This is a genomic window from Mycobacterium sp. 236(2023) (assembly GCF_029623955.1).
Classification (GTDB): Bacteria; Actinomycetota; Actinomycetes; order Mycobacteriales; family Mycobacteriaceae; genus Mycobacterium.
This window is the reverse complement of the sequence record NZ_JARSBP010000001.1, coordinates 345,725-366,330: the sequence shown is the minus strand read 5'-3', so window position 1 is coordinate 366,330 and position 20,606 is coordinate 345,725. Positions and strand designations below refer to the sequence as shown.

General features: G+C 66.6%; 20 protein-coding genes. 10 read left to right on the top strand and 10 right to left on the bottom strand.

Annotated elements, in window-relative coordinates:
- Nucleotides 1–14 precede the first annotated feature (14 nt).
- Nucleotides 15–557, top strand: a complete 543-nt coding sequence (locus tag P9A17_RS01695) for a TetR/AcrR family transcriptional regulator (RefSeq protein WP_278036861.1) — start codon at nucleotides 15–17, stop codon at nucleotides 555–557.
- A complete protein-coding gene (locus P9A17_RS01690; protein ID WP_278036860.1) occupies nucleotides 554–2,167 on the top strand; it encodes an MFS transporter in 1,614 nt (537 codons plus the stop codon). Before P9A17_RS01695 ends, P9A17_RS01690 begins: the two co-directional genes overlap by 4 nt.
- On the opposite strand, the gene P9A17_RS01685 is transcribed toward P9A17_RS01690, so the two are convergent.
- From P9A17_RS01685 to P9A17_RS01660, 6 genes are all read right to left on the bottom strand, one after another.
- Nucleotides 2,051–2,695, bottom strand: coding sequence for a TrmH family RNA methyltransferase (locus P9A17_RS01685; protein WP_278036859.1), 645 nt, complete (start codon nucleotides 2,693–2,695; stop codon nucleotides 2,051–2,053). The genes P9A17_RS01690 and P9A17_RS01685 overlap by 117 nt on opposite strands.
- Nucleotides 2,692–3,591, bottom strand: coding sequence for a hypothetical protein (locus P9A17_RS01680; protein WP_278036858.1), 900 nt, complete (start codon nucleotides 3,589–3,591; stop codon nucleotides 2,692–2,694). Before P9A17_RS01680 ends, P9A17_RS01685 begins: the two co-directional genes overlap by 4 nt.
- Nucleotides 3,592–3,597: 6 nt before the next feature.
- Entirely contained in the window at nucleotides 3,598–4,374 is a 777-nt protein-coding gene (locus P9A17_RS01675; RefSeq protein WP_278036857.1) for an SDR family oxidoreductase, read from the bottom strand.
- A 14-nt stretch (nucleotides 4,375–4,388) separates the two neighbouring features.
- Complete coding sequence (gene ttfA, locus P9A17_RS01670) at nucleotides 4,389–5,204, bottom strand: trehalose monomycolate transport factor TtfA (RefSeq protein WP_278036856.1); 816 nt, start codon at nucleotides 5,202–5,204, stop codon at nucleotides 4,389–4,391.
- A 146-nt stretch (nucleotides 5,205–5,350) separates the two neighbouring features.
- Nucleotides 5,351–7,897 (bottom strand): ATP-dependent chaperone ClpB, encoded by a 2,547-nt coding sequence (gene clpB, locus P9A17_RS01665; protein WP_278036855.1) that lies wholly within the window; start codon nucleotides 7,895–7,897, stop codon nucleotides 5,351–5,353.
- A gap of 130 nt (nucleotides 7,898–8,027) precedes the next feature.
- Complete coding sequence (locus P9A17_RS01660; RefSeq protein ID WP_278036854.1) at nucleotides 8,028–8,990, bottom strand: phosphatase PAP2 family protein; 963 nt, start codon at nucleotides 8,988–8,990, stop codon at nucleotides 8,028–8,030.
- A 93-nt stretch (nucleotides 8,991–9,083) separates the two neighbouring features.
- Here P9A17_RS01660 and P9A17_RS01655 point away from each other — a divergent pair, with 93 nt between their 5' ends.
- The 5 genes from P9A17_RS01655 to P9A17_RS01635 all read left to right on the top strand — a co-directional run bounded on the left by P9A17_RS01655 (nucleotide 9,084) and on the right by P9A17_RS01635 (nucleotide 14,362).
- Nucleotides 9,084–9,701: a hypothetical protein gene (locus tag P9A17_RS01655; protein WP_278036853.1), complete on the top strand. Its 618-nt coding sequence runs from the start codon at nucleotides 9,084–9,086 to the stop codon at nucleotides 9,699–9,701.
- 170 nt (nucleotides 9,702–9,871) lie between these two features.
- Nucleotides 9,872–11,401, top strand: coding sequence for a sodium:solute symporter (locus P9A17_RS01650; protein ID WP_278036852.1), 1,530 nt, complete (start codon nucleotides 9,872–9,874; stop codon nucleotides 11,399–11,401).
- Nucleotides 11,398–11,727 (top strand): hypothetical protein, encoded by a 330-nt coding sequence (locus P9A17_RS01645; protein ID WP_278036851.1) that lies wholly within the window; start codon nucleotides 11,398–11,400, stop codon nucleotides 11,725–11,727. Before P9A17_RS01650 ends, P9A17_RS01645 begins: the two co-directional genes overlap by 4 nt.
- Complete coding sequence (locus P9A17_RS01640) at nucleotides 11,724–13,046, top strand: LLM class flavin-dependent oxidoreductase (RefSeq protein ID WP_278036850.1); 1,323 nt, start codon at nucleotides 11,724–11,726, stop codon at nucleotides 13,044–13,046. Before P9A17_RS01645 ends, P9A17_RS01640 begins: the two co-directional genes overlap by 4 nt.
- Before the next feature lie 32 nt (nucleotides 13,047–13,078).
- A complete protein-coding gene (locus P9A17_RS01635) occupies nucleotides 13,079–14,362 on the top strand; it encodes an LLM class flavin-dependent oxidoreductase (protein WP_278036849.1) in 1,284 nt (427 codons plus the stop codon).
- A gap of 73 nt (nucleotides 14,363–14,435) precedes the next feature.
- On the opposite strand, the gene P9A17_RS01630 is transcribed toward P9A17_RS01635, so the two are convergent.
- From P9A17_RS01630 to P9A17_RS01620, 3 genes are all read right to left on the bottom strand, one after another.
- Nucleotides 14,436–14,891, bottom strand: a complete 456-nt coding sequence (locus tag P9A17_RS01630) for a GtrA family protein (protein ID WP_278036848.1) — start codon at nucleotides 14,889–14,891, stop codon at nucleotides 14,436–14,438.
- A 63-nt stretch (nucleotides 14,892–14,954) separates the two neighbouring features.
- Nucleotides 14,955–15,308 carry a VOC family protein gene (locus tag P9A17_RS01625; RefSeq protein WP_278036847.1) on the bottom strand — a complete coding sequence of 118 codons (354 nt, stop codon included), beginning with the start codon at nucleotides 15,306–15,308 and terminating at the stop codon, nucleotides 14,955–14,957.
- Between the two features lie 20 nt (nucleotides 15,309–15,328).
- Entirely contained in the window at nucleotides 15,329–16,279 is a 951-nt protein-coding gene (locus P9A17_RS01620; RefSeq protein ID WP_278036846.1) for an antibiotic biosynthesis monooxygenase, read from the bottom strand.
- A gap of 68 nt (nucleotides 16,280–16,347) precedes the next feature.
- On the opposite strand from P9A17_RS01620, the gene P9A17_RS01615 reads away from it, so the two are divergent.
- From P9A17_RS01615 to P9A17_RS01605, 3 genes are all read left to right on the top strand, one after another.
- The gene (locus P9A17_RS01615; protein WP_278036845.1) at nucleotides 16,348–17,025 is read left to right on the top strand and encodes a GAP family protein; all 678 of its coding nucleotides are present in this window, start codon (nucleotides 16,348–16,350) and stop codon (nucleotides 17,023–17,025) included.
- Between the two features lie 179 nt (nucleotides 17,026–17,204).
- Nucleotides 17,205–18,371 carry an FAD-binding oxidoreductase gene (locus P9A17_RS01610; RefSeq protein WP_278036844.1) on the top strand — a complete coding sequence of 389 codons (1,167 nt, stop codon included), beginning with the start codon at nucleotides 17,205–17,207 and terminating at the stop codon, nucleotides 18,369–18,371.
- Between the two features lie 24 nt (nucleotides 18,372–18,395).
- Nucleotides 18,396–19,298: an aldose 1-epimerase gene (locus P9A17_RS01605; RefSeq protein ID WP_278036843.1), complete on the top strand. Its 903-nt coding sequence runs from the start codon at nucleotides 18,396–18,398 to the stop codon at nucleotides 19,296–19,298.
- Nucleotides 19,299–19,300: 2 nt separating this feature from the next.
- Here P9A17_RS01605 and P9A17_RS01600 read toward each other — a convergent pair whose 3' ends face one another.
- Nucleotides 19,301–20,539, bottom strand: coding sequence for a DoxX family protein (locus P9A17_RS01600; RefSeq protein WP_278036842.1), 1,239 nt, complete (start codon nucleotides 20,537–20,539; stop codon nucleotides 19,301–19,303).
- Nucleotides 20,540–20,606 lie beyond the last annotated feature (67 nt).

The following is a 20,606-nucleotide window of genomic DNA, read 5'->3' as shown; positions in this document are numbered from 1 at the left end:
GCTATTATTGTCGCATGCCTGCGAGTCGCGACGAGTTGCTGCGTGCGGCCGCCGACTTTCTCGGGCGCCGCCCCAACGCCACACAAGACGAGATCGCCGGTGCCGTCGGGGTCAGCCGCGCAACGCTGCACCGACACTTCTCTGGTCGCGTGGCATTGATGGCCGCGCTGGAGGAACTGGCGATCGCCGAGATGCGCGAAGTCCTCAAGGATGTGCGACTGGACGAAGGCTCGGCGACGGATGCACTGCGCCGCCTGGTGACGGCGTGCGAGCCCGTCTACCCGTACCTGGCGCTGTTGTACAGCCAGAGCCAGGAACTCGACCTGGACAACACCATCGAGATCTGGGACGAAGTCGACTCGGCCATCACCGACCTGTTCCTGCGCGGGCAGCGTGAGGGTGAGTTCCGGCCCGAGCTGACAGCGGCATGGCTCACCGAGACGGTCTACGCCCTGATCGCCGGCACCGCGTGGTCCATCCGCGCGGGCCGTGCCGCCGCACGTGACTTCGATCGACTCATCATCGACCTACTACTCAACGGAGTGAAAACCGCATGACTAGACGCTGGTTCGCGCTCGGCGTCCTCACCATGGCCGTGCTGCTCATCGGTATCGACGGCACCGTGCTTGCGCTGGCGACTCCGTTCATCACTGCCGATCTCGGATCCACCGGCACGCAGATCCTGTGGATCGGCGACATCTACTCGTTCGTGCTCGCCGCACTGCTCATCAGCATGGGCAGCCTCGGCGACCGCATCGGGCACAAGAGGCTTCTCCTCTGCGGTGCAACGGCTTTCGCATTCGCATCGGTGATCTCCGCCTACGCGACCAGCCCCGAGATGCTGATCGCCACCCGCGCCCTACTCGGCGTCGCGGGTGCCACTCTGGCACCGGCCACGCTGGCACTGATCCGCGGCCTGTTCCCCGACCAGCGGGAGCGCAGCGTCGCCGTCGGCATCTGGGCCTCGGCGTTCTCGGCGGGCGCCGCGCTCGGACCCGTCGTCGGAGGTGTTCTGCTGGAACACTTCTGGTGGGGCTCGGTCTTCCTGATCAACATCCCGGTCATGGTGGTGCTGCTCGTCGGCGGCATCGTGCTGCTGCCCGAACACCGCAACCCCGACCCGGGCCCGTGGGACCTGCCCAGCGTGGCGCTGTCGATGGCAGGCATGCTCGGCCTCGTCTACGCGATCAAGGAGGGCTTCACCGGCCTCGCCCACGGCATCGGCGCTGACATCGTCATCGCGGGCATCCTCGGTGCGGCCGGGCTGACGCTGTTCGTGCGGCGACAGCTGCGACTCCCCCACCCGCTGATCGACGTCCGGTTGTTCGCCAACCCGAGATTCTCGGGCGTCGTGTCGGCCAACCTGCTCTCCGTGCTGGGTCTGTCGGGTCTGGTGTTCTTCCTGTCCCAGTACTTTCAGCTCGTCCACGGTTACGGGCCGCTGAAGGCCGGTCTCGCCGAACTGCCCGCCGCGGTGACGGCGACGGTGTTCGGCGTGCTCGCCGGGGTGGCGGTCCGGTACTTCTCCCATCGCTCCGTGCTGACCACAGGCCTGGCACTCGTGGGCGCGGCGATGGCGGCACTGATGACCACGCTGGTGGTGTTCGGACCGATGGCTCCGTATCTGCCGCTGGGCATTTCGCTGTTCGTCGTCGGCGTCGGCCTGGGCCTCGCATTCACCGTCGCCAGCGACGTGATCCTGGCCAGCGTCCCGAAGGAACGCGCGGGTGCGGCGGCAGCCGTCTCCGAGACCGCCTACGAACTGGGTATGGCGCTGGGCATCGCGACGCTCGGTTCGATCGTCACTGCCGTGTACCGCGGCATCGTTGTGGCGCCGGGTGTCCCGACCGATGTGGCAACGCAGGCCCGCGACTCGCTGCCGAACGCGATCCACGCCGCGCAGGCACTGCCTTCCGGTCAGCAGACGGTACTGCTCGACGCCGCGAAAGAGTCGTTCACACAGGGACTTTCGGTGGCATCCGGTGTCGGCGCCGCGCTGCTGCTGATCTCCTCGGTGGGGGTCTGGTGGTTGCTACGACCCAGGCCGGAGTTACCAGGCGCGGCCGAGGTCGGCGTGCTGGCGGATCCAGGCGTGCATGGCGATTCCGGCGGCGATCGCGGCGTTGATGCTCCGCGTGGAGCCGAACTGTGCGATCGAGACTGTTAGCCGCGCACCGGTTTTCGCGTCGTCAGTGATGCCGGGACCCTCCGCCCCGAAGATCATCAGGCAGTCGCGGGGCAGGCTGACGTCCTCCAAGCGCGACGCACCGGGGACGTTGTCGACGGCTACCACCGTCAGGCCGGTCCGGTCGGCGAAGTCGAGAAGGTCGGCGGTGGTGTCGTGGTGGCGCAGCCGCTGGTAGCGGTCGGTCACCATGGCCCCGCGCCGGTTCCAGCGGCGTCGGCCCACGATGTGCACGGTGTCGACGGCGAACGCGTTGGCGGTGCGCACCACCCCGCCGATGTTGGCGTCGTTGCCGAAGTTCTCGATCGCGATGTGCAGCGGGTGTCTGCGCTCGTCGATGTCGGTGATGATCGCCTCTCGGGTCCAATACCGGTAGGCGTCAACGACATTGCGGGTGTCTCCGTCCCGGAGAAGGTCGGCGTCGTAGCGGGGGTCGTCCGGTAGCGCACCCTCCCAGGGACCGACACCATTGCCCTCCCCCCACTCAGTGGGTCCGGGCGCGTCGGTCACTGTGAGACGGCCTCGGTCCACAGCGCGGCGTGCGTCGCCGTCAGCGACACCGTGGCATACAGCAGCGCCTCGTTGATCTCGCCCTCCGTGCACAGCGACGCGCGCAGCTGCACTCCTTCGCGGGACGCATCCGGCAGCACGAGCACCGACGCCCCGTAGATGTCGCAGGCGTGGCTGAGGCCCTTGCCGGGAATCGTCGGCGCCGCCAACACCATCATCGGCCCGCCCCGCTTCGCCGAGTCGTCGCGGTATTGCTGTGCGAGACCGTCGACTTCGAGCCCGAGCAACATGTACCCCTTGCCCTCGAAAGCCGTGGGCTCGCCGAGCGCCGTCGGGGCGAGCTGCGAACCGTCTGCCTGGAAGGCGTCCACACTGCTGGTCTTCAATGTCAGGCCGGTGTCGCCGGAGTTGGTGGGCAGCACGCCGACCGGAAAGGCCGCCGGATAGGCCACGGTGGTGCCGGCGATGCGGTCCTTGGGCGAGTACGCGTAGACGCCGCGCACCTGGGACTGGTCGCGCAGTGGGCCGAGGCAGACCGTCCCCGTCAGCCGGTCCGGGGTGGCCGACAACGGTTGGATGTCAAGGTTTGTCACGTCCCCGCAGCCGCCGAGACCGTTGGCTTCGATCGGATGGGCGAGTGCGCCGTAGAGGCCGAACCGGAGATCCTCCGGGTTCGCGTGCGGCTCACCCTCTTTGGCGGGCGTTGCGTCGACGTCAACGAGCACATATTCGGCATCGAATCGCAGGTTGGCCACCGACATGTTCCACCCGAGGAGCTCCATCGACTCACCCATCGACGCCGAGGCGGCGGAGAACACGTCCTCGCGGGACCCCGAGTCACCCGAACACGAGGCGACAGCGAGCACGATCGCTGCCAGAGTGGCGATTATCCGCACGGGTTCCTAAGTCCTGCCACGGCCCTTGCCAACCACTCTGGTCAACGCGCGCACCACATTTCGCGGCACCACGCGGCCGCCCGTGGTCAGGGCCTTGTACTGCAGACCCGGGACGATCACGATCTTGTGTTTGGCGATGTCGGCCATCGTCTCCCGCACCACGTCGTCCACCTCGAGCCACAGGAAACCCGCGGTGCCCGCCATGTCGATGCCTGCCCGCTCGTGAAATTCGGTGCGCACGAACCCGGGACACAGCGCGTGTACTCCGACACCGGTGCCGCCGAGACCATTGGCCAGCCCCTCGGAGAACGAGACCACCCACGCCTTGGATGCGGAATACGTCGAGCCGCGGCCCGGCAGCAGCCCGGCAACACTGGCGACATTGAGCACCGTGCCCTCGCCGGCCGCCAGCATCGGCGGCAGCGCGGCGTGGGTCAGCTGCATGACGGCGGTGACGTTGACGTCCAGCTGCGATTGCAGCACGTCGTAATCGGCGGTCCAGAACTCGCCAGAGGTGCCGAATCCGGCGTTGTTCACCAGAACTCGCACGCCGTCGCGGAGGCGATCGGCGACCGCGGCCCGGTCGGAGGCGTCGGCGAGATCGGCGCGGATCACCTCGACCGCGGCCCCGGCTTCGTCGTGCAGCTCGGCGGCCAGCGTACTGAGTCGGACGGCGTCGCGGGCGACGAGAACCAGGTCGTAGCCGTCCACGGCGAAGCGGCGCGCGAAGCCTTCACCGAGCCCGGACGTCGGTCCGGTGATGAGGGCGACGGGGCGTGGCATGCCCCAGAGGATACTTACCGCTGATAGTTCGGAGACTGCCGCCCGTTACGCGGGACGGGCTGGGCCGGCGGCGCAGGACGAGCCATGTGTTCGGGCCTGCCCATCTCGGGCCGGGGCTGTCCGGCGTAGCCGGGCGGAAGCTCGCGCCCCGCGGGGGCGGGCGTGAGCGGACGGCTCGGAGAGCCCGCGCGACGCGCGACAGGCTGGCCCGTGCTGGCGGTCGGTGTCGGAGGCAGCACCCGCAGCAGATCGTTGAACTGGCGGACGGTGCGCAGGCCTTCGTCCCACTGGGCGCGGGTGCTCGTCACCGGCATGCTGATCAGCGTCCAGTTCCCCTCGTTCCACATCATCTCCGCGCAGTCGGGCGCGGTGTGGGCGAAGGTCACCATGCGGCGGTCGCAGGCGCGGCGGGCGGCGTCGAGATTGGTGGAGTAGACCATCCGAGGGCCGATCGCGCCGAGCAGCCAGATGTCGCTTTCGCGCGGTTCCTTGATGCCTTTGAGCCGCATGTCGACGGTGACGTTGGTGCCGACCTTGCGGTGCAGCGCAATCACGGTCGCGACGTCGTCGAGATCGAAGATGAAGACGGCCTCGCCGCGGATCTGGCCGAGGACCACGTTGCGGGCAGTCACATCGCCGACCGTCGCCATCACGCCACGCTTCCAGCGCTTGAGGATGTCTGCGGACTCGTGCTCGTAGTCGAATCCGTGCGACTTGGCCCACGACTTGCGGCGCCGGCCCAGCCCACGACGACGGTCCAGATCGACATACAACAGCACCGCCGCACCCACGAAGCAGAGTGCCGACAGCGTGAACCAAAGCGGGACCATTGGCTAAAGAGTATCCGCTTCTGCCGGACCTATTCGAATCCGATCGGGTAACAACCAGGTCACGGGGCACCTGGACGCGTCGAGAGTGCGCTGAGGGTGGCTTTTCAGCCGGAATCTCGCCCTCAGCGCACTCTCGATGCCAACAATCAGCCCAAGATCAGCGAGTCGCCGTCCGCGCTGACGTTCACCGGCACCACGTCGCCGTCGTGCACCTCGCCGGCCAGCAGCATCTTGGCGAGCTGGTCGCCGATGGCCTGCTGCACCAGCCTGCGCAGCGGCCGCGCGCCGTAGAGCGGGTCGAACCCACGCTCGGCCAGCCACTTCTTGGCGGGCAGCGACACTTCCAGCGTCAGTCGACGCTGGGCCAGCCGCTTGGCCAGCTGCTGCAGCTGGATGTCGACAATCGAGACCAACTGCTCCTGATCGAGCGCGTCGAACATGATGACGTCGTCGAGGCGGTTGATGAACTCCGGCTTGAACGCCGCCCGCACCGCCGCCATCACCTGCTCCTCGGAACCACCGGCACCGAGGTTGGACGTCAGGATCAGGATCGTGTTGCGGAAATCGACCGTGCGGCCCTGGCCATCGGTCAGCCTGCCCTCGTCGAGGACCTGCAGCAGCACGTCGAACACGTCCGGGTGGGCCTTCTCGATCTCGTCGAACAGGATCACCGTGTACGGACGCCGTCGCACCGCCTCGGTCAGCTGACCGCCCTGGTCGTAACCGACGTAGCCCGGAGGGGCGCCGACCAGACGAGCGACGGAGTGCTTCTCGCCGTACTCGCTCATGTCGATGCGGACCATCGCCCGCTCGTCGTCGAACAGGAACTCCGCCAACGCCTTGGCCAGCTCCGTCTTACCAACACCGGTCGGGCCGAGGAACATGAACGAGCCCGTCGGACGGTTCGGGTCGGCCACACCGGCCCGCGAACGACGCACCGCGTCGGAGACAGCCGTCACGGCCTTGCGTTGCCCGATGACGCGCTTGCCCAGCTCCTCCTCCATGCGCAGAAGCTTGGCCGTCTCACCTTCGAGCATCCGGCCGGCCGGGATCCCGGTCCACGCCTCGACGACCTCGGCGATGTCGTCGGGTCCGACCTCCTCCTTGAGCATCACATTCTCGCGTGCCTCCGCGTGTGGCAGCGCCGCGTCGAGCTTCTTCTCGATCTCAGGGATGCGGCCGTAACGCAACTCAGCCGCCTTCGCCAGATCGCCGTCGCGCTCGGCCCGGTCGGCCTCGCCGCGCAGCGTGTCGAGCTGTTCCTTGAGCTCGCGGACGATGTCGATGGCGCCCTTCTCGTTCTGCCACCTCGTCGTCAGCTCGGAAAGCTCCTCCTTCTTGTCGGCCAGTTCGGCGCGCAGCTTCTCCAGCCGATCCTTGGATGCCGCGTCCTCTTCCTTGGCCAGCGCCATCTCCTCGATCTCGAGGCGACGCACCAGGCGCTCGACCTCGTCGATCTCGACGGGGCGGGAGTCGATCTCCATGCGAAGGCGCGAGGCGGCCTCGTCGACGAGGTCGATGGCCTTGTCGGGCAGGAAGCGCGACGTGATGTAGCGATCCGACAGCGTGGCCGCGGCCACCAGCGAGGAGTCGGTGATGCGCACACCGTGGTGCACCTCGTAGCGGTCTTTCAGGCCGCGCAGGATGCCGACGGTGTCCTCGACGGACGGTTCGCCGACCAGCACCTGCTGGAAACGGCGTTCGAGCGCGGCGTCCTTCTCGATGTACTTGCGGTACTCGTCGAGCGTGGTCGCGCCGACCAGTCGCAGCTCACCGCGGGCCAGCATCGGCTTGATCATGTTGCCGGCGTCCATCGCCGATTCGCCGGTGGCACCGGCGCCGACGATGGTGTGCAGCTCGTCGATGAACGTGATGATCTGCCCGGCCGAGTTCTTGATGTCGTCGAGGACGGCCTTCAGGCGCTCCTCGAACTCGCCGCGATACTTGGCGCCTGCGACCATCGAACCGAGGTCGAGCGAGACAACGGTCTTGTCCCGCAACGACTCTGGGACGTCGCCGGCGACGATGCGCTGCGCGAGACCCTCGACGATGGCGGTCTTGCCGACGCCGGGCTCGCCGATGAGCACCGGGTTGTTCTTAGTGCGACGGCTCAAAACCTGGACGACGCGCCGGATCTCGTGATCACGGCCGATGACCGGATCGAGCTTGCCTTCCTTGGCGCGTGCCGTCAGATCGGTGGAGTACTTCTCCAGCGCCTGGTAGGTGCCCTCGGGGTCGGGGTTGGTGACGCGGGCGCTGCCGCGCACCTTGGTGAACGCCTCCCGCAGGGTCTGCGGGGACGCGCCGGCGCCGGTGAGCACCTTCGCGACGTCGTCGGTGCCCGTCGCCAGGCCGACGAGCAGGTGCTCGGTGGAGACGTATTCGTCGTCCATCTCGGTGGCCAGATTGGTGGCCGCCGTGATCGCAGCGATCGCCTGGGGCGCCAGCTGGGGCTGCGAGCTCGATCCGCTCGCGCTGGGCAGCCGATCGAGAACCCGCTGCGTCTCGGTGCGGATGGTCGCGGGTTCGACGCCGACAGCCTCGAGCAGTGGTGCGGCAATGCCATCGTTCTGAGTGAGCAGTGCCATCAACAGATGGGCGGGCGTGATCTGCGGGTTGCCCGCGGCAGTAGCCGCTTGCAGCGCCGAAGTCAGGGCCGCCTGGGTCTTGGTCGTCGGATTGAACGAGTCCACGACACCTCCCTTTCTGAGTACAGGGGGCCGCACGAAGCAGCCCCTGAAATGCTTGTCGTGTTGAACAACGCCGTCAAGGTTGAGTCTGTTCCGCTCAAGTCTAGAAATTTTTGACGAGTCCGCAAACGCCTTACCGGCTGCGGACCGGATCTCCCGAGCGTTTGGTCTCCAGCCGGTGCCAGGTCCACCAGAACAGCAGCGCGGCGGCCAGCGATCCGGCGGCGGCCAGCCACTGCGAGCCCAGGAACAGATACCACTGGGTGGGCCTCTCGTTGATGCGGGCCGACACCACCTCCAGCGCGGCGACGAGGCCCAGCGTCAGACAGGCGACGGCGACGACGCCTACCACCGTGACGAACACGGTGCGCAGCGTGTATCGCGCCGCCGCGGGTGACACGACTGCGCGAATCCGGCCGGTCGCAGCGAGGAAAAGAGACGCGCCGCACGCGACGACCAGGGCCACCGCGTCCGCGGCCAGCGTGTCCGACAGACGGTGGGCTCCGATGACGACCGTGTAGGCGCCGATGCCCACCGCCCAGGTGAGTGCGAAGAACATCGCGATGCCGCGAAATCTGTAGGGCATCACGATCAATACGGCGAACAGCAGCGACATCGCCGCCGTCGTGTGGCCGCTCGGCAGGGTGTTCTCGGCGGTCGCACCGTTCGACGGACCGAGGTCCGGACGTGTCAGGAGGTGGTACTTCAGCACCTGGGTCACCGCCTGACTCCCGAAGATCACCGCCACACCGGCGATCGAGAGCCATAGCTGGCGTCGCAGAAGTGCGATGAGGCCGACGATCAGCGCCGCGGCCACCTGCGAGGAGACCGAGATCGTGTGGAACTGCTCGAGCGCGAAGCGGTGCAGTTCGGCGTCGACCTGCTCGGAGCCGCGCACACCGGCGTTCTCCATCGCCTGACCTCGGCGGGTCCGCACCGCCAGCAGGTAGACCGCCGCACCAAGAAACAGCGCCGCCAACGCAACGGCTATCCAGCGGCGTCGGGCACGCGTCAATCGGCGGTCGACATCGAGCACACCACCGGCTCGAACACTCGCCACCCGGAAGCCTCCCTTCAGCGCGAACCGACGCGTCACCGACGACCTTAGGCACGTTCGGCGATGTGTTTGGGCGCCGGACACGAGCCCCAGGTCCGCTGCCTTCGGCACGAGCAGGGTTAACGTCGCGACATGTCCGACATCGGCGACTTCGAGTTCGAACGGAAATTCTTCGTTCGCGAGATGCCGGCCGTCGCGGCGTCGGATCCGAGCCCGCTGCTCATCGCGCAGGCCTATCTCTTCGTCTCCGAGGGCTATGCGGTGCGCGTCCGCCTCCAAGGCCCGGCACCGGAACGCCTCGACGCCCCACCCGCCGAACTGGTGACCGCACTGGGTGACGAGGCGATGGGCACCATGACGGCCAAGGGCCCGGCAGCGGGCGGCACCCGTTACGAGGCCGAGCGGGAACTCGACCCTGCGGTGGCCGGCCAGATCGTGTCGCGGGCTCCGCACGTCATCGTCAAAGTCCGGTCGTCGATCTGGCTCGGCGAGGACGGCTGGGTCATCGACCGGTTCCTGGGCGGTGACGCTCCCCTATTGCTGGCCGAGGTCGAACGCGACGGGCCTGTGGTCGATCTGGCGATCCCCTCGTTCTGCACCACCGAGGTGTCCGAGGACGACCGGTTCCGCAACGAGTACCTGGCGCACCACCCGTTCGGCACGTGGGCGCAGGACTACGGACGTGAACTCGAACTGCTCGGGCCGAAATTCGTCGAGAGCCTCGGGCAGAACCAATTCGAAGGCACCTGATCCTCGCCCTGCAGTTTCACTCACCTTGAATTATATTCTTTTCTTAAGTAACCACTACGGCGAAGCTTACGCCGCCACTACGACGTGGCAGGAGTTCGCCCGTCGCGCGCTCCCCACCAACCCCACCTGACGGGAACGGCCTATTTTCTTGTGCCGCAACCTGTCTCGTCGTGGTGCCCTCACTTGCCGAGGAGTCCTTCGTGTTCCACCCGTCCAACCTGTCGCCAGGCATCGGCATCGCCCTGATGCTCGGCCTGGGCGCGTTCATGTTCGTCGTCGCGTTCACCGTTCGCTCCATGGTGAAAAACACCCACGACTTCGTCATCGCCGACCGTCGAATCGGCTTCGGCTTCGGCGTCGGATCGGTCATCGCGGTCTGGACCTGGTCGATGGCCGTCATGATGTCGTCGGCGCAGGCCTACACCTTCGGCGTCTCAGGACTGATCTGGTTCGTCGTCCCGAACGGCCTCGCGGTGATGGCGATGGTGCCGTTCGCGCTGAAACTCCGTCGCCAGATGCCGGCCGGCTACACGATCGTCGAGTTCATCCGCGAGCGCTTCCAGAACAAGCCGGCCACCACGGTGATGCTCGTCGCGATGTTGCTCGGCCTGCTCGCCGAGATCTTCATCAACCTGTTCGGCGTCGTGCTGGTGACGGGCGTGGTGTTCGGACTGAATCCGACCGTCGTGCTGATCGTCACGCTGGCCACCGTCACCGTGTACTCCTACTTCGGCGGGTTGTGGACGTCGGCGATCACCGCGACGTTCAACACGCTGTTGATCACCGTCCCCGCCGCCGTCGTCGTGCTCTACGTGCTCGCGAAGGTCGGCGGACCCGACGTGGTCTTCCGGCGTGTGGACGAGGCAGGCCCCAACCTGCTCAACGCTTTTGACACACAGGCCGCTGCCGCGTTCGGCATCTCGTTGGCGCTCGGGTTGCTCGCCTCGACGATGGCCGACCAGACCTTCTGGCAGAAGGCGTGGGCACTCAAGCCCGCCACGGCTGGGCGCACATTCCTGTGGGCGGGCCTGTGGTTCTATCCCATCCCGATCGCGATGGGGCTGCTCGGGCTGGTGGCACTGGCGTTCAACCTCAACGTCGAAGACCTCGGCGCCGCGGGACCGGGAGGCGTCGGACCCTACGTGGTCAGCAATCTCGGCCTGCCGCTGATCCTGATCGCGCTCTACGTGCTGATCATTCTCAACGCCTGCTACTCGACGATCGACGGTGCGTTCTCGGCACTGTCCTCGGTGGTGGCCGTCGACATTCTCAAACCCCTCAAGCCCGACATCGCGCCGAAGTCGTTGTTCCGCTGGACAAAAGCCTCGATCATCATCGCCGGCGTCCTGGGCGGCATCGTGGTCAGCTCCGGCATCGACTATGTCGAACTCGTCAACACCGTGTACTTCATCAAGGCCGCCCTGATCGTTCCGCTGGGGCTGGCGATCTTCTGGAAGCGCATGACATCGACGGCATTCGTGACCAGCCTGCTGCTGGCCATCGCGATCGGATTCCCCGTCCGCGAGTACGTCGGAGAACTGTACGGAATCATCACCCTGGAGGCGATTTCACTCGTGGCTGCCGTTGGTATCAGCCTGTTGTCCAAGCAATCGTTCGACTTCGACTCACTGAAGACGCGCGGTGGTGCGCTGTCGGAGGACAAGAAGCGGGCCGCACAGGATCTGGACCCGGTCGGATGATCGCGTTCTGGATTGCCGTAGTCGTCGGATCCGTGGTGGGTGTCGTGTACATCACGCTGGGCGTCCAGTCGTTCCTGCGGGTCCGCAAGGACGTGCTGGCGCTGGCCGCCAGTGGTGAGACCGCCGACCTCGAGGTCGACACTCTCGAAGCCACCAACGCCGCTTCGTTCAGTTGGAAAGCTGCTGGTGCCGTGGTCATTTCAACGTCAGTCATCGCGCTGCTCGGAGTGAGCCCCGTGTTCTGGTACATCCCGGCGATCCTCGCCATCGGGACGGCTGTCGCCGTGATCGCCGCCTTCCTCATCGACGCCAGGAGTACTTCGTGACCGACAAGAAGAAGATGCACCTGCTGGGCTTCGTCCAGCACGGCGTGATGAACCACGCTTCGACGATGTGGGCGCATCCGCGCGACAAGGTCGGTTACCACTGGTCGCGGCCGGAATACTGGCGCGACCTCGGAAGAACCATGGAGCGTGGGCTTTTCGATGCGATGTTCATCGCCGACGAGCTCGCTCCCTACACCACCTACAAGGGCAACTCGGATCCGGTGGTGAAGTACGCCGGCCAGTGTCCGGTGCACGAGCCCGCCAGTGTCGTGCCGATCGTCGGTGCCTTCACCAAGAATCTCGGCATCGGCATCACGTTGTCGACGTCCTTTGTGCCGCCGTACATGATGGCCCGCCAGCTCTCGACTCTGGATCATCTCACCGGCGGCCGCGTTGGCTGGAACATCGTCACCTCGTACTCCAAGAGCGAGTTCCAGGCGATGGGCAAGGAGAATCTGACGCCGCGCGACAAGCGGTACGAGGTCGTCGAGGAGTACATGCAGCTGCTGTATCAGCTGTGGGATTCGTGGGACGACGACGCGATCGTCTACGACCGGGAGAACGGCGTCTTCGCCGACCCCACCAAGGTGCGCGAGGTCGACTTCCAGGGCGAGTTCTTCCAGTCCAAGGGCCGCCACTTCGTCGCCCCGTCACCGCAGAAGCGTCCGGTGCTGTGGCAGGCCGGATCATCGGAGCAGGGCCGCGAATTCGCCGCCAAGCACGCCGAATCCGTGTTCGGCATCTTCCCGACGCCCAAGAGCATGCGCGCCTACGCCGACGACATCCGCACCCGTGCCGACAACGCTGGCCGTGACCCGGAGTCGGTGAAGCTGATCTACGGCCTGCAGACGATCATCGATCGAGACAAGGGCCGCGCCAACGACCGGTACGCCGAGTTCGTCGAGAAGGTTCAGATCGAGAGTGCGCTCGGAATCCTGTCCGGCCACACCGGTTTCGACTTCTCGACGCTCGGGCTGGACGACAACGTCGTCGACGCCGATGTCCAGGGCATTCGTGGCCTGTTCGACGCGATCCTGGAAGCCAAGGATGGCGCGCCGGTCACCGTGCGCGAGGCCGCCCAGATCTACGGCGTCTCGATGGGCGCACCCGTCGCGGTCGGTACGCCGGCGGATGTCGCCGACCAGATGGAGCAGTACATCGACGAGGGCGGCTGCAACGGCTTCATGATGCTGGCCACCGACGTGCCGGGCTGCTTCAACGACATGACCGAGCTGCTCGTCCCGGAGTTGCAGCGCCGCGGCCGTTTTCGTACACGCTACCCCGGAACGACGCTACGCGAGAGCCTGCAGGAGTACTGATCAAAGCTCGAAAAGCTCACTTTCTGGCGTTCATGCAGCACGGGGTCAGCAGTCACTCCGTCGGTATGTGGCGCCATCCGCAGGACAAGATCGGCTGGGACTACGCGTCCCCGCCGTACTGGGAGCACTTGGCCCGCACGCTGGAGCGTGGGCTGTTCGACGCCGTATTCCTCGCCGATGAGTTGGCCCCGTACAACTCGTTCGAGGACAGCTCCGACGCCACCGTGCGGTACGCCGTGCAGGCGCCGACGCACGAACCGGCTGCGCTGACCCCGATCATCACCGGGGCCACAACACATCTCGGGGTCGGGATCACGCTGTCGACGGCGTTCGAGCATCCGTATTCGATGGCGCGCAGGCTCTCGACGTTCGACCATCTCTCGGGCGGGCGAATCGCGTGGAACATCGTCGGGTCGTACTCGCCGTCCGAGTTCGCGGCATACGGAAAGGAGATGCCGGACCGGTCGGTCCGCTACGAGCGCATCGCCGAGTACGTCGACCTGTGCTGCCAACTGTGGGACTCGTGGCAGCCCGACGCCGTCGTAGCCGATCGCGAAACAGGCATCTACGCCCACCCGGAGAAGATTCGGGAAGTGGTGTTCGAGGGCAAGCACTTCCGCAGCAGGGCACGACATTTCGTGGCACCGTCACCGCAGGGGCGCCCGGTGCTGTGGCAGGCGGGCGCCAGCGAGCAGGGCAGGCAGTTCGCGGCATCGACCGCGGAGGCGATCTTTGCGATCCAGCCGACTGTCACCTCGATGCGCGCCTACTCCGACGACATCCGAGCGCGGGTCGCGGCGGCCGGACGCGACCCCGAGTCGGTGAAGCTGTACTACGGCGCCCAGGTGATCGTCGGGACCACGGAGGCCGACGCACACGAGAAAGCCGCGTACCTGCGCTCGCTGCTGCGCCCAGAGGCGTCGCTCGCGATGCTGTCGGGCCAACTGGGCGTGGACTTCTCGACGTTCGATCCGGCCAGTCCGCTCGACGAGATCCCCGTCCCTGGAATCCAGGGCGTCAAGGACGCGTTGGTGGCCACCGGCGCCGGTGAGCAGGTGACCGTCGCCGAGGCCGCCGACGTCTACGCGTTCCGCTTCTCGATGCCCCAGGTGATCGGCACGCCGGAGTCCGTCGCCGACCAGCTCGAGGTGTTCCTCGACGACGGCGGCGCCGACGGCTTCATGTTGTTGGCCACCTATACGCCAGGATGTTTCGAGGAGTTCGTCGACCTGGTGGTGCCGGAACTGCAGCGTCGCGGTCGATACCGGACCGCCTATCCGGGCCGCACGCTGCGGGAGAACATCCGAGGCGATTGACGGCCTACGACTTCTGCATCGCGGTCGTCGTCGTCGCCACTCGACAACCATCACGCAGAACTCGTGGAGGCCGTCAGCCCTTCCGGAACACCACCCAGCGCAGCGCGCAGTACATGTACGCCGCCTCACAGCCCCCGGCCATCAACCGTGAGATCCGGTAGTCGATACCGAGATTCGTCAGCAGTGTCGACAGCGCCAGGATGAATGCCAGGTAGTTGACGACCACGACGACGATGTAGATCGCGAGTTGCGGACCGACGGGGGCATGGGAGCGGAAGTTGAAGTAACGGTTCAGCGCATAGCTGAGACCGAAGGCGCATGCGTAGGCGACCGTCACGGCGATCGGGTAGGGCACTCCGAGGCCGCCGCGCAGTGTCACCAGAAGAACCAGGTCGACGGCGAAGGTGAAGCTGTTGATCAGACAGAAGCCGAGAAACATCGGCGGGACGACGTCGGCAAGGCCGAACGGCAGGCGGCTGACGATTCCGGTGCACCAACGGTGAAATCGTTCGGGCGCCAGGACGAGCACGTGTCCACTGTGACGTCGGCAGGTGTCCTGATCGTGAGCGACTGGCCAACGCCAGGACACAGATCAGTAGTCGACGCGAAATCCGCCGATCAATCCGATGGTGTTGCCATCGGGATCGTCGAACCGCGACAGACGCACACCTTTGCTGGCATCGACGATGTCGCCGGGTTCCAGACCCCGGCCTTTCAGTTCGGCGATGTGGGCTTCGAGATCGTCGACCGCGACGTTGAGCTCATCGGTCCCGGCTTTGTCCGCGTCGTGGAAGACCTGCACCCAGGCCCCGGGCAGCACCTGCCACTCGACCAGGGACGGCATCGGGTTGTTGTCCTCAGGCCTGCCGAACAGCGCGGCGTACCACGTGCTGGCCGCCTCGATGTCGGACACGTGGACGACGGCGAGCACATGCGCAATGGCCATGCGATCGGCATACCCACCGGTCAGTCCATGTAGTCCCAGAACTGAAGCTCCCGCACCGTGGCGAACAGCGTCAGCGTCACCGCGTAGACGACGACGATCGCGAGCGCTCCTTTCGCCGAGACCCGCGCGCCGGCCCCGTCGACGGGATCGAGCCAGCCCGCGAACGGCCGGGACACCGCGGGCATCAGCCACCACTGCATCGCGACGACGCTGACGATCTGGCTGATCCACAGCGCCAGCCACGGCTGCGCGCCTGCGCTGTTGACGATGGGGCCGAGAAAACGCGACAGCAGCATCACCGTCGGGTAGAGGACGGCCAGCACCAACATCGCCGACTTCCAATTCGGCGTCATCAGCGTCCGCCCGTGCTCGATTCGAACGGTGGTGGCAAACGGGGTCGTGTTCGACACCGTCGTGAAGTCTGCGGTCAACGTCGACCGCAGGCCACGCAGCGCTTGCGCCCGCGCATCCGAGTCCATCCACGCCGCGAGTTGGTGCCCGGTCCGATAACGCACCATCGAGGTCCACTGGCCACGCTCGTCGGCGGGCAGCAGCGTCGTCCCTTCGTGGCCGGGCAGAGCGACGGCGGCGGCAGCCAGCCGTGTCTGCATGTCCCGGAATTCGTGTTCCTTGCCCGCGGTGACGGTGTGGCGGAACACGCCGACGCCCGGGGATGCGGGGCCCTGATCACCGAGGATGAGGTCTCCGGAGCTGCGCCAGATGCCGCGGCCCTCACCGCCCGCCAGGATCTGCGCCCGCTCTGCACTGTCGAGCCAGGCGTGCAGGGTGTCCTCGTCGGAAAACGTCACAGCGACAGCCCAATCGAGGCGCAGATCGTCATGAATCGCGACTCGGCCGGACACGTGGCCCGGCGCGGCTCGCGCCGACGCCAGCAGTTCGTCTGCCCACGCGTCGAACTGCGTGCCATCCGGCGGACGGTGGAAGACAGCGACAGCGGTCACCCGAGTCATGCGGTGACGATACCGGCGCGCGCGTGATTTGCCGGGCATCGGGCAGCGGCGCTTGTTAGGTTTGCCCGGTGCCGCATACGTGGGGATCGGTTCTGACGGAGCTCATTCCACTTGCCCTCGTGATCGCGCTGTCCCCGTTCTCGATCATTCCGGCGGTGTTGGCGCTGAGCACCCCCCGCCCCAAGCCGACGGGGCTGGCGTTCCTGGCAGGCTGGCTGATCGGGCTGGCCGCACTGACCGCGATCTTCCTGGAGCTGTCCAATCTGGTGGGTGGCATCGGTACGAAGCCACCCAGTTGGGCGTCCTGGCTGCGCATCGCCGTCGGTTCGGCGCTGATCGTGTTCGGGGCGTACCGCTTCGCCAAGCGCAAGTCGTCCGAGCACATGCCAGGGTGGATGACACGGATGACGTCGCTGACGCCCGCAAAGGCTGCCGTCACCGGCGCGGCGTTGACCGTGGTCAATCCGAAGGTTCTCTTCATTTGTGCCGCAGCGGGTTTGGCGATCGGCTCGTCAGGTCTCGACACGCCTGCGGTGTGGGGCGCCGAGATCTGGTTCGTGGCCTTCGCCGCGTCTACCGTGGCGCTGCCCATCCTCGCCTACGTCGTCGCGGGCCGGCAGCTGGAGCCGATGCTGAGTCGGGTGAAGGCGTGGATGGAGCGTCAGCACGCGGTCCTGGTCGCGGTGATCCTGGTCGTCATCGGCCTTCTGGTGTTGTACAAGGGCATTCACGCATTAGTCGGGTAGTTCCTCGGCGCCACCCATCGGACCACCCTGCCCTCGCCGGTAGCCGCGTTCGGCGGCCCAGGAGGTTCGACCCCGGTGGTCGTGTTGACGTGCTGGGCGCTGGCCGGCGTGGCGCTGATCGTCGTCGCGATTGTTCGCCAGCCGAAGTCCCTCGCCGAAGTGACTTAAGATCGTGCGGCGTGGGACTCGAAGACCGTGGATCGATGCGCATCCTCAAGGACGCGTTCGATCTCGGTCTGGGTGCCGAAGCGCTGATCGGGGACATCTATGGGCGGTGGTTTGCCTCCGACCTGTCGGCGCGCGACCTGTTTCCGCCCGACATGGAGAAGCAGCGCCAGGTCTTCGCGCAGGCGATGTACTGGCTGTGCGAGGAACTGATCGCCCAGCGCGCCGAGGAACCCGTCGCCTTCCTGGCCCAACTCGGTCGCGACCACCGCAAGTACGGCGTCACCAACGCGCACTACATCACGCTGCAGCAGGCCATGCAGACGACGCTGAGCCGGGCCCTGGCCGATCGGTGGGACCGCAGGCTGGCCGAGGCCGTCAACGACGTCATCGGGTTGGTCATCGGCGTTATGAGCGGTGCGGCCGACGCCGAGAAGAGCCCGCCGTTCTGCGACGGGGCGGTGATCGAACATCTGCGCCCCACCCGCGACGTCTCGGTGATCCGGCTGAAGATGGACCATGCGCTCAACTACCACCCCGGCCAGTACGTGCCCGTCCAGGTGCCGCAGTGGCCGCGACGGTGGCGCTACCTGAGCCCAGCGATTCCCGCCGACCCGCACGGCTACGTCGAGTTCCACGTCCGTTCCGTGCCTGGCGGGATGGTCAGCACGGCGATCGTCGGCGAGGCCCGGCCCGGGGATCGCTGGCGGGTGTCGAACCCGCACGGCGCGATGCAGGTCGACCGCGACGGCGGCGACGTGCTGATGGTCGCGGGCAGCACGGGGCTCGCGCCACTGCGGGCGCTGATCATGGACCTGTGCAGGTTCGGCCAGAACCCGAGGGTTCACCTGTTCTTCGGCGCGAAGTACCCGTCCGAGCTCTACGACCTGCCCACGCTGTGGGAGATCGCGTCGATGAACTCATGGCTGTCGGTGACGCCGGTGTCGGAGCTGGATTTCGACCCGCCGTGGTCGGCCGACTTCCCCGACAACAGGCCTCCGCGCGGACTTCACGTACGCCAGCTCGGCCGACTGCCCGAGGTGGTCACGGGGTACGGCAACTGGGGAGACCGCCAGATCCTGCTGTGCGGTCGGCACGAGATGGTCGCGGCGACCAGGGCCGCGCTGATCGCCAAAGGCGCGCCTGCCGAAAGGATTCAGCACGATCCTCTGGCCGACTGAGGGCCGCATGGCAGGATCGCTGGCATGGAGGAGTTCGAAACCGTCACGCTGCGCGATCCCTCGTCCCCGCTGACCGCGACCTACGTCCCGATCGCCGGCATGGTCGGCACCTCGCTGTCCGACGACGGCGTCGAACTGCTCGGCCAGCGCCGCGGGCTGCAGGCGTACGTGTCCAACCACAAGACGATGGGGATCCCGATCCTCTACCCGTGGGCCAACCGGCTCTCCAGCATGGGCTACGGCGTGGACGGCGCGGTGGTGACGTTGACGCCCGGCACCGGCGGGGTGCGCACGGACCAGCACGGTGTCCCGATCCACGGCACGTTGGCCGCGTACAAGGACTGGACGGTGACGACGCTGCTGGAGTCGCAGCTGACGTCCGAGCTGGACTTCGCGGCACGACCGGCGCTGCTTGCGACGTTCCCGTTTCCGCATCTGCTGACGTTGGACATCACGCTGGCGGACCGGACGCTGACGGTGAAGACGACGGTGACGGCGACGACGGGTTCGCGGGTGCCGCTGTGCTTCGGGTTCCACCCCTACCTGCAGCTGCCGGGGGTGCCCCGCGCGCAGTGGCAGATCGAGACGCCGGCCATGCGGTATCAGCCGGTGAACGCGTGGGGAATCCCGACGGGCCGGGTGGAGCCGCGCCCTGCTTCGTCAGAAGTGTTGGGCGACAAGTTCATCGACGATGGTTTCGACGAAGTCGAGGAAGGTTCGGTGTTCGCGCTGTCCGGGGGTGACCGCCGCATCGAGGTGCATTTCGACGAGGGCTACACCGCGGCACAGGTTTTCGCGCCCGGCGATGACGACGTCGTCTGCTTCGAGCCGATGGCCGCGCCCACCGATGCATTGCGTCGGGGCGGCTACCGCGAGGTGCAGCCAGGCGAAACCGCGGTGCTGCAGTACCGCATCAAGGTGTCTTAGGGTCAGGCGAAGTGCGGGTAGTCCTGCACCCAGTTGAAGCCCCGGTTGCGCAGCGGGAGGGTGTCGAGGTCCACCTGCTGCAGTGACATCGTGACGTGCTTGCCGCCGAGTTCACCGTCGGCGCGCAGCCGCGCGGGTGACACCCGATCGAAGTGCACGGTGATCTCTTCGGTGGGCGCCTGAACCAGTTCTCCGTCCATCAGCTGGTAGGTGATGAGCCCGGGCTCGTCGAAAACGACCCGCTGCCAGCGGGTCTCGTCAGTCACCAGCGGCGCGACAGCGACACCGTCGGCGGTGAATTCGGTGACCTCCCAGATCCCGTAGAGTTCCGGCTTCGGGCGGCCATCCCCGTATTCACGCCACGCACTCCAGCCTTCGATGGCGATTCCGATCGACACCCACGCACATAGCAGCGCCACAACCGCGGTGGCGGCCCGGTTGGCACGCAGGCTCTGGAACAGATCCGGCTGCGTTGCCGGCTCCGAAGGACGCTGCAGCACAAGAATATTGGAAAGTCGACCGACATGGGGCGCCACCAGGATGAGGCTGATCAGAAGAAGATGAGACGACAGGACCTTGACCGGAACGTCGTAGGTCATGTTCAGCAGGAACACCTGCGCCATCGCCATCGCGGAGACCAGCGCGCCCAGCGTCGCGGTGCGATTCCAGAAGAGAAGCAGGCCGGCGATCACCTCGACCGCGCCCAGGGCCATCTCGTACGGATGCGAGCTGCCGACCTGCAGCCACAGAACGGACATCGGGGTGAGGTCGCCGAACGGTGTCAGCAGTGCGGCCAGCGGCGGTGACGGCATCTGCGACGGGATGACTTTCGCGACACCGTAGAACAGCATCTGGCCGGCGAGGCTCAGGCGGAGGAACATCGCGAACCAGGCGTAGAGCCTGCGGTATTCGGCCCGACGACGGTCCAGCACCGTCCACACCAGCGTCCCCACGGTCGCCGCGACGACCAGTACGAACACCATCACCCAGATGACGGTCTGGTCGCCGCTGCCCGAATCCAGATGCAGGACTGCGTCGACTCCGAAGACGTGGTGGCCCACCCAGGTGAACAGTGGTTCCGACACCGTCATCTGCCAGATGATCGCGTCTTCCGGCAACCACCGACCCAGGATGCCTGCGTAGACGAAGAGGATCTGCGCGAAAGTCAGGCAGAACAGGCCGAAGTAGAGGAAGCAGAAGCGGAAGGCGATCCGGGTCAATGGGTGCCACGGCGTTGTCACAGCGACCATGGTCACCGTCGCCGCCACGTCGAGCAATCGGGCGTGCCCCCGTCGCGGGGGTGGGGTT

What these genes read in the sequence shown, in the direction of transcription:
- P9A17_RS01695 (WP_278036861.1), top strand. Translation starts at nt 15, where the DNA reads ATGCCTGCGAGTCGCGACGAGTTGCTGCGTGCGGCCGCCGACTTTCTC.
- P9A17_RS01690 (WP_278036860.1), top strand. Translation starts at nt 554, where the DNA reads ATGACTAGACGCTGGTTCGCGCTCGGCGTCCTCACCATGGCCGTGCTG.
- P9A17_RS01675 (WP_278036857.1), bottom strand. Translation starts at nt 4,374, where the DNA reads ATGCCACGCCCCGTCGCCCTCATCACCGGACCGACGTCCGGGCTCGGT.
- ttfA (WP_278036856.1), bottom strand. Translation starts at nt 5,204, where the DNA reads ATGGTCCCGCTTTGGTTCACGCTGTCGGCACTCTGCTTCGTGGGTGCG.
- P9A17_RS01655 (WP_278036853.1), top strand. Translation starts at nt 9,084, where the DNA reads ATGTCCGACATCGGCGACTTCGAGTTCGAACGGAAATTCTTCGTTCGC.
- P9A17_RS01645 (WP_278036851.1), top strand. Translation starts at nt 11,398, where the DNA reads ATGATCGCGTTCTGGATTGCCGTAGTCGTCGGATCCGTGGTGGGTGTC.
- P9A17_RS01635 (WP_278036849.1), top strand. Translation starts at nt 13,079, where the DNA reads ATGCAGCACGGGGTCAGCAGTCACTCCGTCGGTATGTGGCGCCATCCG.
- P9A17_RS01625 (WP_278036847.1), bottom strand. Translation starts at nt 15,308, where the DNA reads ATGGCCATTGCGCATGTGCTCGCCGTCGTCCACGTGTCCGACATCGAG.
- P9A17_RS01620 (WP_278036846.1), bottom strand. Translation starts at nt 16,279, where the DNA reads ATGACTCGGGTGACCGCTGTCGCTGTCTTCCACCGTCCGCCGGATGGC.
- P9A17_RS01605 (WP_278036843.1), top strand. Translation starts at nt 18,396, where the DNA reads ATGGAGGAGTTCGAAACCGTCACGCTGCGCGATCCCTCGTCCCCGCTG.